Annotated in this window: 10 protein-coding genes; 4 read left to right on the forward strand and 6 right to left on the reverse strand. The window is 62.9% G+C overall.

Annotated features, from left to right (window positions below; genetic code table 11):
- Positions 1-28 precede the first annotated feature (28 nt).
- From DV706_RS09145 to DV706_RS09155, 3 genes are all read right to left on the reverse strand, one after another.
- Positions 29-439 (reverse strand): HIT family protein, encoded by a 411-nt coding sequence (locus DV706_RS09145; protein ID WP_006064925.1) that lies wholly within the window; start codon positions 437-439, stop codon positions 29-31.
- Between the two features lie 81 nt (positions 440-520).
- The gene (locus DV706_RS09150; protein WP_006064924.1) at positions 521-1,582 is read right to left on the reverse strand and encodes a glycosyltransferase family 4 protein; all 1,062 of its coding nucleotides are present in this window, start codon (positions 1,580-1,582) and stop codon (positions 521-523) included.
- 86 nt (positions 1,583-1,668) lie between these two features.
- Positions 1,669-2,424 (reverse strand): hypothetical protein, encoded by a 756-nt coding sequence (locus DV706_RS09155; protein WP_205849531.1) that lies wholly within the window; start codon positions 2,422-2,424, stop codon positions 1,669-1,671.
- A 332-nt stretch (positions 2,425-2,756) separates the two neighbouring features.
- Between DV706_RS09155 and DV706_RS09160 the strand changes: the two genes are divergently transcribed.
- Complete coding sequence (locus DV706_RS09160; protein WP_006064922.1) at positions 2,757-4,628, forward strand: S9 family peptidase; 1,872 nt, start codon at positions 2,757-2,759, stop codon at positions 4,626-4,628.
- A gap of 79 nt (positions 4,629-4,707) precedes the next feature.
- Positions 4,708-6,510, forward strand: coding sequence for an aldehyde ferredoxin oxidoreductase family protein (locus tag DV706_RS09165; RefSeq protein WP_006064921.1), 1,803 nt, complete (start codon positions 4,708-4,710; stop codon positions 6,508-6,510).
- A 117-nt stretch (positions 6,511-6,627) separates the two neighbouring features.
- Here the strand turns inward: DV706_RS09165 and DV706_RS09170 are convergent, their stop codons facing one another.
- Complete coding sequence (locus DV706_RS09170; protein ID WP_006064920.1) at positions 6,628-7,689, reverse strand: NAD(P)-dependent glycerol-1-phosphate dehydrogenase; 1,062 nt, start codon at positions 7,687-7,689, stop codon at positions 6,628-6,630.
- A gap of 85 nt (positions 7,690-7,774) precedes the next feature.
- Positions 7,775-8,764, reverse strand: a complete 990-nt coding sequence (locus tag DV706_RS09175) for an NAD-dependent epimerase/dehydratase family protein (protein ID WP_006064919.1) — start codon at positions 8,762-8,764, stop codon at positions 7,775-7,777.
- 125 nt (positions 8,765-8,889) lie between these two features.
- On the opposite strand from DV706_RS09175, the gene DV706_RS09180 reads away from it, so the two are divergent.
- Both DV706_RS09180 and DV706_RS09185 read left to right on the forward strand, forming a co-directional pair.
- Positions 8,890-9,306: a GIY-YIG nuclease family protein gene (locus DV706_RS09180; protein ID WP_006064918.1), complete on the forward strand. Its 417-nt coding sequence runs from the start codon at positions 8,890-8,892 to the stop codon at positions 9,304-9,306.
- A gap of 44 nt (positions 9,307-9,350) precedes the next feature.
- Entirely contained in the window at positions 9,351-9,953 is a 603-nt protein-coding gene (locus DV706_RS09185) for a peroxidase-related enzyme (RefSeq protein WP_006064917.1), read from the forward strand.
- 500 nt (positions 9,954-10,453) lie between these two features.
- Here the strand turns inward: DV706_RS09185 and gltB are convergent, their stop codons facing one another.
- Positions 10,454-14,998 carry a glutamate synthase large subunit gene (gene gltB / locus DV706_RS09190; RefSeq protein ID WP_136350849.1) on the reverse strand — a complete coding sequence of 1,515 codons (4,545 nt, stop codon included), beginning with the start codon at positions 14,996-14,998 and terminating at the stop codon, positions 10,454-10,456.
- Positions 14,999-15,461: the final 463 nt, after the last annotated feature.

The raw sequence follows: 15,461 nt of genomic DNA on the forward strand, positions 1-15,461 counted from the left end.
TCGACCATCGCTCGAGTCGAACTCCGTTCTACAGTGCCGAGCGAATACGCTTCGCCAGCCGTGTCGCCTCATCGCCAGTCAGCTGCCCGCGAGACAGCGACAGCGCCACGTCATCGCCCTCGGTTCGGGGAACGAGGTGGACGTGGGCGTGGTCGATATCTCCAACTAGTGGCCCGCTGGTGTGAAAGACGCTGAACCCGTCGGGCTCGAGCGCCGTCTCCAGTGCCGCTGCGACGGTTCGAACCGTCTCGAAGACCGCACTCGCGGTCGGTTCGTCGATCGTCAGGACGTCTTCTTCGTGGCCGCGCGGGACGACGAGCGTGTGTCCCGTTACTGCCGGGTTGCGGTCGAGAAACGCACACGTCTGCTCGTCTTCATAGAGGACGTGAACCGGCTGGTCTCCGGCGACGATCCGACAGAACTCACAGTCGTCACTCATACTCGAACTGTCTCGTGGACGGATATATAGCCATCCCCGCCAGTGCCGTCCTCGCCCGACGCGTCGGCGTCGGAGACCGCATTACAACAGACCGTACGCTTCCTCGAGCGTTCGGTACTGCTCGAGATACGCCTCGGCGACGGCCGAGCGGTCGTAGTCGGCAAACCGGTCGTCGAACGTGCGATGCTCGAGGTCGCCGGCCGAGAGGATGGCGTCGGCGAGTTCTGCCTCGCTCGTCGTTCGAAAGCCCCGATCCCACCCTTCGACGAGTTCGTGGGCGCTCGAGTCGACGTGGTACTCGACGATGCCGACACAGCCCGATGCCAGCGCCCACAGCATCTCCGTCGGGAACACGCAGTGTTCGGCCGTCTGTGCGAAGACGTGTGCGCCCCGGTAGGCGGCGATGCGCTCCTCGAGCGAGCAGTCGCCGACGAACGAAACTCGATCGTCGATCCGGAGATCACTCGCGAGGCGTTCGTACGTCGCTCGTTCGGGGCCGTCGCCGATGACGGTCGTCTGCCAGTCTCGGTCGCGAAGCTCTGCCAGCGCGAGCAACAGGCTCTCGAGGTTTGCCGCCTCGTCGAGTCGGCGGGCGTAGATCACGTCGACCTGCTCGCCTAGCGGCACGTCCTGAACGCGCTCGAGGTCGACCGGGTTCGGAATCGCCTCGACGAGTTCGCCATCAGCACCCCGTTCGCGGACCCACGTTGCGACGAGTTCTGACGGCGTGACGAGACGAGCCCCGCGTTTCGCTGCCAGTTGCGTCCACTGGTCGTCGTCGATCCCGCCGTCGCCGTACCACTCGACGACCAGTGGTGCACGCGCGAGCGTTGCCCCACAGCTGGCTGCGAGGACCGCTGCCGAGGGCTGTGCGCGCGTGTGAACGATATCAGGTGCGGCGGCTGCGAGGACGAACGGCAACCGGACGAGAAACGACCTGCGGGCCTCGAGACCAGCGACAACGGCGTGATACGTAATCCCATCCTGCTCGAGGGTCGACGTTTCGCCGGCCCAGAACTTGGCACAGTAGCAGTGCACGTCGTGACCGTGAGATGCCAGCAACTCGAGAGCAGTCTGGAACCGGTGGTTCGTCTCGGTATCGCGGTGAGAAGCCGTTTCGAACGAGACGAACGCGACACGCATATGACGCGGGACGTAGCGCCGGGATAAAAAATCACTTCTTTCCTCGAGTCGACCGCTCCGGCCGTCTCTCGTGTCGTCACCGGGCGCTACTCGTCGTCATCGCTGGACGTCGAATCAGAGATGAAATCGGCGATCCCGTCGATGATGCCGTCGTCTTCGTCGTCATCGTCATCCGCGTCATCTGCGTCTTCGTCGTCATCGTCATCCGCGTCATCTGCGTCTTCGTCGTCATCGTCATCCGCGTCATCTGCGTCTTCGTCGTCATCGTCATCCGCGTCATCTGCGTCTTCGTCGTCCGCATCATCCGCGTCGTCCTCGTCGTCTTCATCATCCGCGTCGTCTTCGTCGTCATCGTCATCTGCATCATCCGCGTCATCCGCGTCGTCTTCGTCATCCGCATCATCCGCGTCATCCTCGTCGTCTTCGTCATCCGCATCATCCGCGTCATCCTCGTCGTCATCATCATCCGCATCATCCGCATCATCCGCGTCGTCTTCGTCATCCGCATCATCCGCGTCGTCCTCATCGTCTGCGTCTTCGTCATCCGCATCATCCGCGTCGTCCTCGTCGTCTGCATCATCGCCGTCGTCTGCGTCGTCACCACCTATCGAGTCATTGCCCGTCTCTGTCTCTTCGGTGTCCGTCTCGGTTGTCTGCTCGTCGTCACCAATGTCGATCGAGTCGGCGCTATCGTCTGTCTCGGACTCGCCGGTCGAGAATCCGGCGCCGACGGCTGCGATCGTCATTCCGAACGCAACGAGGACAACCAGAATCGTCACGATGACTGCTGCAGTCGATGTCCCGCCGTGACCATCGTCGCTACTCCCGCCTGTCCCTTGCATTACCGGATGGATCTGTTTCGACGGCTTTTGTTACGCAGGGCATTCGGTCCCCCGGTGTCCGCGAGTGTCTTCCGGTTGTCCTGAAACGGTTCTGTACCCCGCTCGAGACGACTACCCAAGCGCTGGCTGGTGGCTGATGGCGATGTAGGGCCTGCCTAGGGTCTCGACTGAGCGGGCGCGATGAATCACACGCCCGTTGTGCGACCAGCTGTGCACCGACGGGCAGTGAGCCCCGTGTCCTATGTCCCGACTGCTCGAGTGATTTGGGTGTGAAACCGGCTTCTAATCTCCGTAACCCAAACGACTACGCCCTCGAGCGGCTAGCTGCGCGTATGAGCTACGAGATCGACCGCTATCTCAACATTCGAAGCGCCTACGGTGCGTCGTTTGGCCCCGACGGCGAACGCCTCTCGTTTCTGATGGATACGACCGGCACGGCACAGGTCTGGACGCTCGAGGCCCCCCGCGTGTGGCCCGAGCAGCGAACGTTTGACGACGAGCGGGTTACGTTCGCCTCGTGGTCACCTGAACGCCCCGAGCTGATTTTCGGGATGGACGAAGGCGGCAACGAGCGCGCCCAGTTGTTCCGACTGGACGCCGAAACGGGCGTGATCAAGAATCTGACAGCGATGCCCGACGCGAAACACCGCTGGGGTGGCTGGAGTCACGACGGCGAGCGCTTCGCGTTCGCTTCGAACCGTCGCGACGAATCCGTCTTCGATATCTACGTGCAGGAACGCGAGGAGTCCGGCAACGAAGCAACGCTCGTCTGCGAGGGCGACGGCTGGCTCTCGCTGTCGGGCTGGGGTCCTGACGACTCCCGCTTGCTGGTCTCGCAGGCGTACTCGAACTTCGATCAAGATCTGTACGTGCTCGACCTCGAGGCCGACGAGCCTGAACTCGAGCATCTCACGCCCCACGAGGGGGACGTCCGCTACGGTAGCGCCAGTTGGGCCCCCGACGGCGAGGGCGTCTATCTCGTCACCGACGAGGGCGACTCGGACACGCTGTATCTGGCGTATCTCGACCTCGAGAGTGGTGAGTTTGACACTGTGGTTGAAGGAGACGGATGGAACGTCGACGGCATCGCGCTGGACGAGGAGACGGGCCGATTCGTCTACTCACGAAACGTCGAGGGCTACACCGAACTCACCGTTGGCGAGTTCGACGCTGACGACCCGACTGCGTTCGAGACGTTCCCCGAGCCCGACCTGCCGGGTGGCATCTCCGGCGGCGTGAGCTTCGATCCCGACGCCGAGCGATTTGCGCTGTCGACAACCGGCGATACGGTCAACACGAACGTCTTCGTGGTCGACATCGAAAGCGGCGAGGCCGAGCGCTGGACCGACGCCCCGACGGCGGGCATTCCCCACGAGTCGTTCGACGAATCCGAACTCGTCCACGTCGAGAGCTTTGATGTTGACGGACAGCGTCCGTCAGCCCGTGGGACTCCAGAGGAGTCCCACGCTGGCCTCGAGGTGCCGGCCTTTTTTACGCTGCCCAACGACGCCGAGGACGGTGCCACGCCGGTCATCGTCGACATCCACGGCGGCCCCGAAAGCCAGCGCCGGCCGTCGTTCTCGAGTGTCAAACAGTACTTCGTCGATCGAGGCTACGCTTACTTCGAGCCGAACGTCCGCGGGTCGGCCGGGTATGGGGCCGACTACGCCGCTCTCGACGACGTCGAGAAACGGATGGATTCGGTGGCCGACATCAACGCCTGCGTCGAGTGGCTTCACGACCATCCGGCCGTCGACCCCGACCGAATCGCCGCCAAAGGTGGCTCCTACGGCGGGTTCATGGTGCTCGCGGCGCTGACTGAGTATCCCGACCGCTGGGCGGCAGGCATCGACGTCGTCGGCATCGCCAACTTTGTCACGTTCCTCGAGAACACCGGCGACTGGCGGCGCGAACTGCGCGAAGCCGAGTACGGGAGTCTCGCCGAGGACCGCGAATTCCTCGAAGAAATCTCGCCGACGAACAACATCGAGCAGATCGAGGCCCCACTGTTCGTCCTCCACGGCGAGAACGACCCGCGTGTACCGGTCGGCGAGGCTGAACAGATCGCCGAAAAAGCCGAACAGCAGGGTGTCCCAGTCCGGAAGCTGATCTTCGAAGACGAAGGACACGGCTTCTCGAAACTCGAGAACCGGCTCGAGGCCTACTCAGAGATCGCGGACTTCCTCGACGAGCACGCTCGATAACGCCTGTAGCGCTTATACGTTGCTCGCGGTTCAGCCATCCCCATGATATTTACTTTCATTCGACAATCACTACTGTGGCATGCCTCTCATGGACAGGATACTGCGGGTTGATCTTTCTGCAGGGCGCGTAACGAGCAGCGAGATTCCTGACCGGTGGCTCGAGAACTACGTCGGGGGCAAAGGAATGGGCGCTCGCTACCTCTATGCGGAACTCGAGCCGGGGACGGACCCGGAGGCACCGGCCAACATCCTGCTGTTCATGCTGGGGCCACTGACCGGATACACACCCGGCGAGCAGCGGTACGCGGCGATCACGAAATCGCCGTTGACCGGGGCGTTTCTGGACTCCTACGGCGGGGGCTCGTTTCCCGGTCGGCTGGCCGGCTCGCTTGGCGACCACCTCGGAATCCTCGTTACAGGCGAGGCCGACGAGCCAGTCGTGCTCTCGGTCGCCGACGGCGAGGCAACACTCGAGCCAGCCACGGCGCTCTGGGGACTCGATGCTACGGAAACCTGTGCGCGATTCCCAGACGCTGCGGTCGCCTGTATCGGCCCTGCCGGGGAGCGTGGCGTCCGGTACGCGACGATCGCATCCGACGGCGGCGACCACCATGCTGGACGGGGCGGTGCGGGGACCGTGATGGGGGCGAAGAATCTGAAGGCCGTCGTCGCCCATGGAGCGGCGCCGAACGGGCTCGCCGACCTGCGAGATCGGTACGGCGAGGCGTTCGCCGAGAGCGACGCGGGACGCTGGCTCACTGCGAGTGACACGCTCGAGACAGTCGACTTCGCCAACGAGGTGGGCGTGCTGCCGACCCGTGGCTGGCAGGCGGGACAGTTCGACGGGGCTGACGAAATCGGCATCGAGCGCGTTCGCGAAGACGCCCATGGACGAGAACGCCCCAACGACCACGTCCCGGGTGGATTTCAGGTCGATAGCGACACGGGTGAGAGCGTTCCCCGTGGTGCGACGCCGATCGTCCTCGGAGCAGGGCTCGGGATCGACGACTTCGACGCGGTTGCGACACTGGGTGCGATCTGCGATCGGCTCGCGATGGACGTCATCACGGCAGGGAACGCCATCGCGTGGGCGATACGGGCGAGCCAGCAGGGGGTGATCGACCGTGACTTCTCCTTTGGCGATGAGGAGACTGCTCGAGCGCTTATCGACGAGATCGTCACCCAGTCGACGCCGCTCGGTGTCGCACTCGCAGGCGGTGTCGAGAGGGCAGTCGACCAGTTCGGCGGTAGCGATCTCATTCCGACGGTAAAAGGCATGGAGCTCTCCTCGTACGACCCGCGGCGCGCGGAGACGATGGCGCTGGCGTACGCCACGAGCGATCGTGGGGGCTGTCATCGACGGGCACGACCGGTCGAACTCGAGTCCGTCTCCAGTGGCGATCCGAGCGACACGAAGCGAGCCGCGTCGGTCGTCGCCGAGCAAAACCGCCGGGCAGTGCTGTGGTGTCTGATCGTGGATGATTTCCTCGAGGAGGTGTTGCGGGCAGACCTGGGTGCAGAGTGGCTTGGGGCCGTCGGATACGACCACAGCCGAGACGACCTCGAACGGGTCGGTGAACGGGTCTGGACGCTCGTCCGGCTGTTCAACGTCCGTGAAGGATTCTCGCGGACGGACGACGAGCTACCGGAAATATTGACGGAACCGCCCAGCGATGGCTCGAGTGAAGGGAACGCTGTCGATCGAGCGACGTTCGACGCGTTGCTCGATCAGTACTATGCGGTACGCGACTGGGACCGTCTGGGTCGGCCGACTGCGGAGCTCCGCAGCCGACTGGACCTGGAGGGTGTTTTCGATGAGGACACGTCGGTTTCGCAGTCACCCACACACGACGGGGCGACAGAGCCAACTGGTGACAGCTGACACGGATTGCTGTAACTCTCAACCGCTGATCGCCGACCCGTTCTGGCGATCGGCGGTAATTGACGAGAGTAAACCGTATGACACAGTCTGCTGTTCCAGCCGATCGAACCGACAGCGTCAGGAAATGACGCCGGTTTTCGTCGCCACTTCGCGTGCCGCTCGCTCGTCCATTCCGTCACCAAGGATCGTGTACCGATCACGGATTTCGTGACAGGTAGTCAGCGATTCGATAACGGTCTTGTCGTCGATGCCAAGCCCGTCCGCAGTCGTCGGGGCATCGATACTGGCCAGCGCGTTTCGAATGTCCTGCCAGATGCCGCGTTCGCCGCCGTGTAGGTACGCGGTCATGATCGAGCCAACGCCGACTTGGTGGCCGTGTAAGGCTGCGCCGGGGGCGAGTCGATCGAGCTGGTGTGAGAAGAGATGCTCTGCACCACTTGCCGGTCGGGACGAGCCGGCGATGCTCATCGCGACGCCCGACGACATGAGCGCCTTGGTCACGACCCAGGACGACTCCTCGAGCCCCGGTCGGATGAGGTCGGCGTTGTCCACGAGGATCTCGGCGGTCATCTCCGCGAGCGCGGCCGCGTACTCGGAGTACTCGACGTTTTTCAGCCGATGGGCGAGCCGCCAGTCCATTACGGCAGTGTAGTTGGAGATAATGTCTGCACAGCCTGCCGTTGTGAGTTCCCACGGCGCGTCGGCCAGAATCTCGGTGTCTGCGATGACTGCAAGCGGTGGCTCGGCCGCGACGCTGTGTCGGGTGTCTCCGTCCGGAACGGAGCCACGATTACTGACGATCCCGTCGTGGCTGGCTGCTGTCGGAACCGAACAAAAGCCCATCTCGAGGTGATAGCTCGCCATCTTGGCGATGTCGATAGCCTTTCCGCCACCGATGCCGACGAGATAGGAGACGTCCTCGGCGTTGGCGGTCTCGATCACTCGCTCGACGGCGTCGAACGTCGCTTTCTCGATCGTGACGACGGCGGGGTCGACGCTGGTCGCTTCGAACGCTGCGACGATCGGCTCCGCGGCGACCTTCCGTGGCGTCGGGCTGGTCACGAACAGCGGCCGACCGTGTAAATGCAGATCATCGATGACGTCGACGACCTGATCGATGACTCCGTGACCGACGACGACGTTTCGCGGCAGGCGAATCCATGCCGACTTTTCGAACATACGTGCTCTCACTCACCCGTGGGCCATGTGTTTTTCCCGTTACTCGAGCGCTCGACGATCTCGACACCCGCTGTCAATGTCTCGGTCAGAGCGTCTCGAGAATCCCTAGCACTCGCTCTTCTGCCTCTCGGTTCGGGCCGTGCTCGCTGCCGTCGCGGTCGCTCTCGAGATGGGAGACGACGGCCCGTTCCATGGCTTCCTCGAGCGGCGTCGATTCCCAGCCGAGTGCGGTGAGTTTCGCCGTCGAGAGGATATGTGGGTATGGGCGGTACAGCAGGTAGTCCTCGAGATCGATCCCGCCCGCCTCGAGTTCGTGCTGGCCAGCGTGGACGATCTCGACGTCCGTCTCGAGTTGCGCTGCAATTACGTCGACCAGTTCCTCGAGCGTCGTGAGTCGCCGGTCGCCGACGTTGTACGCCTCGCCAGCCTCGCCGCGTTCGGCGACGATCCGAAGCGCGCTGGCGACGTCCTCAACGTAGGCTCGATGCCAGATGTTCGTTCCGTCGCCAGGAACGAGCACGCGATCGAACCGGTTCACCCGGTCGATCCACCAGTCGAGGCGTTCGGTGTAGTCGTGTGGGCCGTAGACGATACACGGCCGGACGCTCATCGCGTTGCGTCCTTTCTCTGCGGCCGCAAAGACCGCACGGTCGCCTTCGGCCTTGCGGTTGCCGTAGGTGTCACTTGAGTCGTCGATCGCCTGCTCGGTCGTACAGGGTTCGAGTGGCGTCTCGCCTTCGCGTTTGGGGAGTTCCTCACGGCCGTAGGCTGCACCGCTCGAGACGTAGACGTACGCCTCGCAGTCGTCGAAGATCCGCGTCGCTGCCTGCACGTCTTTCGGGTGGTAGGCGACACAGTCGAAGACAGCGTCGGGGTCGACCGTGGTTGCGGCAGCCTCGAGCGCCGAGTCGTTCGTCCGGTCGCCTTCGATGTGGCTGACGCGGTCGTCAGTCTCGAACGGGTTGTCGTGGCTCCCTCGATTGAAAATCGTCACATCATACTCGTGCTCGAGTAACTCTTCGACGAGATGGCGGCCGATAAACCGCGTGCCGCCGACGACGAGTGCGTTGTCCATGTCCGTTCGTCGTCGCTGCCGGGGAAAGGTTCAGCGGTCTGTGGTGCGTCGTGTGTCGCCGGTTGGGTGTCGTGGCTGTGGCTCCGAACCAGGCCAGTTTTTTCGGTTCGTATCCGACAGCCAGTATGGGCGGCACCTACGTTCTCGTCATTGATCTCGCTCGAGCGGCGACTCTCGACGTCGGCGCGTTGGGTGCGTGCGAGTTTACCGCCGGAACCTACGCGTACGTCGGCAGCGCCTTTGGCCCGGGCGGGTTCGCCCGCGTCGATCGCCACCGCGAACTCGCCGCCGGCGAGCGCGAGACTCGCCACTGGCATATCGATTATCTGCTCGGCCACCCGGAGACGTCCCTCGAGTCAGTGATCAGGTTCCCCGACGCCGACCGGGAGTGTGAACTGGCAGCCTCACTTCCCGGCGACCACGTCCCCGACTTCGGGGCGTCGGACTGTGGCTGTGAGGCACACCTGCTCGAGTCATCGGGTGCCGATGTCGTCCTCGAGGCAGCGACCGACGCCGGCGGCGTTGTCGACGCCAGCTGTTGAAACCGGGCCTCTGAGTTATTACGAATGCGTGTGAATCAGTAGCTATGAGTAAGTCAGATTCCGACACCGATCCACTGCTCAACGACGACGCGATGGCCCAGTTCCCCGTTCCGACGTTCGACGAACTTCCCGACGATCTACAGGAACGAATCGCCGCAGAAACCGACCGCGCCGGCTTCACGCCGAACGTGTTCTCGGCGATGGCGTACAAGCCCTCCCACTTCCGCGCCTTTTTCCAGTATCACGACGCCCTCGTCGAGGACGCTGCCCTCGAACGCGAGGAGATCGAGATGATCGTCGTCGCGGTTTCGGGTGTCAACCACTGCTACTACTGTAATGTGGCCCACGGGGCGCTCGTCCGGATCTACGCCGACGATCCCACACTGGCCGACCAACTCGTCGCCAACTACCGGACGGCGGATATCAACGACGCCCACCGAACGATGCTCGACGTCGCCGTGACACTGACCGAGCACCCGACCGAGGTCGAACCGGACGACCTCGAGGCGCTGCGCGAGGCCGGTTTCAGCGAGGAGGCGATCTGGGATATCGCGGCCGTCACGGCGTTCTACAACCTGAGCAATCGGCTCGCGATGTTCGCCGGGATGCGACCGAACGACGAGTTCCATACGCTCGGCAGGGAGTAGCGGAGCCGTCACAGTCGACAGCTCGGTAATCGACACGGCTGCGGAAAAACGGCAGAGGTTTAGCCATCACTAAATATTAAGTTAGATGGAAGAAAAGACAGAACTGTCAATGGAGGTGATGAGACAACGACAGATGAACTGACACCGCTTCGATTTACCATTACCGGGCGTGATCGTGCCAGGTGACACAGGCCCGGTACACAGCGGAAGCCGGTATGTGGGTACGACACGGTGTTTCGACAGGTGGTCTGTCTCGTAACTTCCGTCCGTAACCCGCTCCTATAGCCCAGTAACAATCCGCTGTTTCGCTATCACTACCGTGCTTCTTGACGGCCTGTTACGTGATCCGTGCTGAAATCTCGCTAGCACCATAGTTTAGACAAGTCTAATTAGCCCGTTTGCTACCTGTGTATCCACTGTGGTAATAGAGCTACCTACAAGAGACGCGACCGGAACCGATGGCGGTTGCTCGATCCACTCGGCTACCACAGCCGGCCGTCTCAGTCGTCGCTCGTGGCGAAACTGGCCGACTCGGCCTCGAGTTCGGTCTCGGGCACGCCGGGCAGTTCGGTGCGGACGTCGTCGCTCCCCTGCTCAGTGATCGCCTCGTGGTAGGCGTCGGGCATAATTTTGACGAAGCACTCGAGTTCGCGCTCCCAGTTTTCGAGCAGGTGTTCGCCCCGCTCGGAGCCGGTGTAGGCGACGTGGTTCTCGACGAGTCGTCGCAGCATCTGTTCGTCCTGGTCCTCGAGTTCGTCGTACAGCGAGACCATCCCGGTGTTCGCGCGGTCGGCGAACTCGTCGTCGGGGTCGTAGACGTAGGCGACGCCGCCGGACATGCCAGCCGCGAAGTTGGTGCCGGTCTCGCCGAGCACGGCGACGACACCACCGGTCATGTACTCACAGCCGTGGTCGCCAACGCCTTCGACGACGGCCTTGGCTCCGGAGTTCCGGACGGCAAATCGCTCGCCAGCGACGCCGTTGACGTACAGCTGTCCGTCAGTTGCACCGTAGAGCGCAACGTTGCCGATCGCGATGTTTTCGGTCGGATCGTAGGTCGCCGTCTCGGGCGTTCGAACGGTGAGCTTTCCACCCGAGAGCCCCTTGCCGACGTAGTCGTTGGCGCTGCCGTCGAGATGCATCGAGACGCCGCTTGCGAGAAACGCTCCGAAACTCTGGCCGGCCGTCCCCTCGAGGTCGACCGAAATCGTATCTTCGGGGAGGCCGGGTTCGCCGTAGCGGCTGGTGATGCGATTCGAGAGCATCGCGCCGACGGTTCGGTCGACGTTCGTCACGTCGGCCGAGAGCATGACCGGCTCCTCGCTTTCGATCGCGTTGGCGGCGGCCTCGATGAGATCACGATCGAGTTGGGCCTCGAGTTCGTGGTCCTGCTCGCGGATCTTGCGCCGAACGTCGCCCTCGGGTTCGGCCAGCACCCCCGAGAGGTCGACGCGGCGGGCTTTCGGATGGTCGATGTCCTCGCGCTGGGTGAGCACGTCGACCTGGCCGATCATCTCGTCGATCGTCTCGAAGCCGAGTTCGGCCATGAGCTCGCGCAATTCCTGGGCGATGAACGTCATGTAGTTGATGACGTGTTCCGGCTCGCCAGGGAAGCGCTTGCGCAGATCCTCACGCTGGGTAGCAACCCCGACTGGGCAGGTGTTGTTGTGACACTGCCGGGCCATCACGCAGCCCGAGGTGACGAGGCTGGCGGTGCCGAAGACGTACTCCTCAGCACCGAGCAAGGCGGCGACGGCGACGTCGCGGCCGGTCTTCAGTCCGCCGTCAGCGGAGACGCGGATGCGGTCGCGCAGCCCGGTCGCACAGAGCATCTGGTTCGCTTCGGCGAGGCCGAGTTCCCAGGGGAGGCCGGCGTTTTTGATCGACGTTCGTGGCGAGGCACCCGTCCCACCAGAGTGGCCCGAGATGTGGACCACGTCGGCGTTTGCCTTCGCGACACCCGCTGCGACCGTGCCGATGCCAGCCTCGGAGACGAGCTTGACGTTGATGTCTGCCTCCTCGTTTGCCGCTTTGAGGTCGAAGATCAGCTGTTTCAGGTCCTCGATCGAGTAGATGTCGTGCAGTGGCGGCGGCGAGATGAGGCCGACCCCTGGCGTCGACTTACGGACGTGGGCAATCATCTCGTTGACCTTCTGTCCGGGGAGATGGCCCCCTTCGCCGGGCTTCGAGCCCTGTGCCATCTTGATCTGTAGCTCGTCGGCACTCGAGAGATACGTCGAGGTGACGCCGAAGCGGCCCGAAGCCACCTGCTTGACGTTACACTCCTTCTCGGTGCCAAATCGCTCCGGCGGCTCGCCACCTTCGCCCGAGTTCGACTTGCCGCCGATGCGGTTCATTGCGATCGAGTTGTTCTCGTGAGCTTCCGGCGAGAGCGAGCCCAGACTCATCGCGGCCGTCGAGAAGCGCTGGACGATGCCTTTGATCGGCTCGACGTCCTCGATCGGCACCGGGTCGCGATCGGAGTCGAACTCGAGGAGTCCACGCAGGGTCTGGAGGTTCTGTTGTTGGTCGTTGATCAGCTCTGCGAACTCCCCGTAGCGTTCGTAGTCGTTCGAGCGGACGGCCTGCTGGAGCGTGCCGACCGTATCCGGATTCCACTGGTGGTGGATCCCGCTCGAGCGGTGTTCGAACTCGCCATGGCGGTCGAGGTCGCTGTCGGCGTCTTCGAAGGCCGAGCCGTGACGCTCGCGGACGTCCGCTTCGAGTTCGGCGAGACCGATCCCTTCGGTGCGGTTCTCGGTGCCGTCGAAGTACTCGGCGACGAGCTCCGAATCGAGGCCGACGGCCTCGAAGATCTGGGCTCCTTGGTAGCTCTCGACCGTCGAGATCCCCATCTTTGCCATGATCTTCAGCAAGCCGTCCTCGAGTGCGCCGACGTAGGCGTCGATTGCGGTCGCCGTATCTGCGCCGTCGGAGCCAGCCGTGATGTCCGCGATCGTCTGGTAGGCGAGGTACGGGTTGATCGCGCCGGCACCGTAGCCGACGAGCGTCGCCATGTGGTGGACGGTTCGGGGGTCAGCGGACTCGACGACGAGGCCGACGTGGTTGCGCAGGCCGTTTCGCACGAGATGGTGGTGGACGCCGCCGGTCGCGAGCAGGCTCGGGATCGCGGCTCGGTTCTCGTCGACGCCTCGGTCGGAGAGGATCAGCACGTCGTGGCCCGCTTCGATTGCGTCGACGGCGTCCTCGCGGACGCGTTCGATCGCCGTCTCGAGGCCAGTTCCCAACTCCTCGCTCGCGGGCTGGTAGGTAATATCGATCGTCGCCGCCGTGATACCGTTTGTCGAACAGTCACGGATCGACTCGAGGTCGCCGTCGGTGAGAATCGGCGACTCGAGGACGAGTTGTCGAGCGTGTTCGGGCGACTCGGTGAGGAGATTGCGCTGGTAGCCGAGTCGGCTCTCCATCGACGTCACCAGCTCCTCGCGGATGTAGTCCAGTGGCGGGTTGGTGACCTGGGCGAACAGCTGTTTGAAGTAGGAAAACAGCGGCCGGTTGAACTCGGTGAGCACCGACAGCGGCGTGTCGTCGCCCATCGAGCCGACGGGGTCTTTCCCCTTTTCCGCCATCGGCTCGATCATGTTGTCGAGTTCGTCGTGGGTGTAGCCAAAGGCAGCCTGATGGGTACGCAGGCTCGAGACCGACTGGCGGGGAGAACTGTCGTCGCTCGTCCGGATGTCGCCGAGTCGGACCTGTTCTTGCTCGACCCACTCGCCGTACCGGTCGTCAGTGAGGTCCTCGAAGACCTCGTCGTCGGGGATGACGCGTCCCTCGTTCGGATCGGCGAGGAACAGCTGTCCGGGCTTGAGTCGGCCGCGTTCTTCGATCTCCGCGGGGTCGGTCTCGAGTGCGCCGGCCTCGCTGGCCATGATCAGACGGTTGTCCGTCGTCACGTCGTACCGACACGGTCGGAGGCCGTTCCGATCGAGGACGGCACCGACGCGTTCGCCGTCGGTCGCCGCGACGAGTGCGGGGCCGTCCCACGGCTCGACCAGCGAGGCGTGGAAGTCGTACCAGTCCTTGCGGTCCTGGTCCATCGCGTCGTCGCCGCGCCAGGCTTCGGGGACGAGCATCCGCAGGGCGTGCTCGAGGTCCCGGCCGTTCTGCAACAGCAGTTCGAGTGCGTTGTCGACGCTTGCGGTGTCCGACTGGTCAGGATCGTCGATGATCGGCTTGACCGCCTCGAGATCCTCCAACACGTCGCTCTCGAGGTCGGTCTCGCGGGCGCGCATCCAGTTGATGTTGCCCTGAATGGTGTTGAACTCGCCGTTGTGGATGATGTTCCGGTATGGGTGAGCGAGATGCCACGCGCCGAGTGTGTTCGTCGAGAACCGCTCGTGGACCATCGCGAACGTCGACTCCATCCGGGAGTCAGTGAGATCAGGGTAGTAAGAGGCGACCTGCTCGCCTTTGAGTAGACCCTTGTAGACGAGCGTCTCCGAATCGAGCGAGCAGACGTAGAATCGCTCTGCGCCGTCGATATCGGCGGCCTCAACCTCGTTTTCGAGTGCTCGGCGAGCGACGTAGAGCCGCCGGTCGAACGCGTCGCCAGTGCTGTCGTCAGTCGGCGTGACGACGACTTGCCAGACGTCCGGTTCGGCGTCGACGGCCGTCTGGCCGAGGTCCGCGTTGTTCGTCGGCACGTCGCGCCACTCGAGGGCCTCGAGGTTGTAGGTCTCGAGCGAATCCTCGATGATCGAGATCAGTTCCTCGCGTGCCGCCTCGTCCTGTGGGAAAAAGATCGAACCGACGGCATAGGTGTCCGGAAGATCGGCCTCGAGAACGCCTTCGAAGAACGAATCGGGCATCTGGAGCATGATCCCTGCCCCGTCACCGGTGTTTTTCTCCGCGCCAGTCGTCCCGCGATGCTCGAGATTGACGAGAAGCTCGAGTCCGTCGGCGACGATGTCGTGTCCTCGGTTTCCATCAAGATCCATGACAACGCCGACACCGCAGTTCGACCGCTCGTCGGTGGGGTCTGCAAGCCCCCGCGAATGCTCAGCAGACATGTGTGGCTGTGACATACCTACAGATAGCGAAAACACCTATAAGAGGCTGATCCATAATGACTAAGTGTATTATAGACACATATAATCAGGTATAAGGTGTATTGTCTAACATAAAAGTTAATAATATATCGCACGCCCGTGCTGTGCTCTGGCCGTTTGTAATACTGTCAGCTCACAGCTGTGTCCGACGGTGTCACTGTGTCGTCGAGTAGAGATAACTGCCCGGAGAGGGCAGAAGTGTCAGAGGCACGTAGTGCTCACCCACCAGAGTGAACACCACGCAAACTCATTATCTTGCTATCCATAAGCAGTATGCGGTTAAAGAATTAGGTTTGTCTGTAACTAACTATCATGAACTCCTCAGGGGCGGATCTGCTGTGAGTGCTTCCGGAGTCGTTCGGTCTCTCGATTTCGACCACGACGGCGCTGTTGGTTTCTCTATCCTGTTAGATAACTGTCTATCTGTCAAATAACGTAT

This window comes from Natronorubrum bangense (genome assembly GCF_004799645.1).
GTDB lineage: Archaea > Halobacteriota > Halobacteria > Halobacteriales > Natrialbaceae > Natronorubrum > Natronorubrum bangense.

What these genes read in the sequence shown, in the direction of transcription:
- DV706_RS09145 (WP_006064925.1), bottom strand. Translation starts at nt 439, where the DNA reads ATGAGTGACGACTGTGAGTTCTGTCGGATCGTCGCCGGAGACCAGCCG.
- DV706_RS09150 (WP_006064924.1), bottom strand. Translation starts at nt 1,582, where the DNA reads ATGCGTGTCGCGTTCGTCTCGTTCGAAACGGCTTCTCACCGCGATACC.
- DV706_RS09155 (WP_205849531.1), bottom strand. Translation starts at nt 2,424, where the DNA reads ATGCAAGGGACAGGCGGGAGTAGCGACGATGGTCACGGCGGGACATCG.
- DV706_RS09160 (WP_006064922.1), top strand. Translation starts at nt 2,757, where the DNA reads ATGAGCTACGAGATCGACCGCTATCTCAACATTCGAAGCGCCTACGGT.
- DV706_RS09165 (WP_006064921.1), top strand. Translation starts at nt 4,708, where the DNA reads ATGCCTCTCATGGACAGGATACTGCGGGTTGATCTTTCTGCAGGGCGC.
- DV706_RS09170 (WP_006064920.1), bottom strand. Translation starts at nt 7,689, where the DNA reads ATGTTCGAAAAGTCGGCATGGATTCGCCTGCCGCGAAACGTCGTCGTC.
- DV706_RS09175 (WP_006064919.1), bottom strand. Translation starts at nt 8,764, where the DNA reads ATGGACAACGCACTCGTCGTCGGCGGCACGCGGTTTATCGGCCGCCAT.
- DV706_RS09180 (WP_006064918.1), top strand. Translation starts at nt 8,890, where the DNA reads ATGGGCGGCACCTACGTTCTCGTCATTGATCTCGCTCGAGCGGCGACT.
- DV706_RS09185 (WP_006064917.1), top strand. Translation starts at nt 9,351, where the DNA reads ATGAGTAAGTCAGATTCCGACACCGATCCACTGCTCAACGACGACGCG.
- gltB (WP_136350849.1), bottom strand. Translation starts at nt 14,998, where the DNA reads ATGTCACAGCCACACATGTCTGCTGAGCATTCGCGGGGGCTTGCAGAC.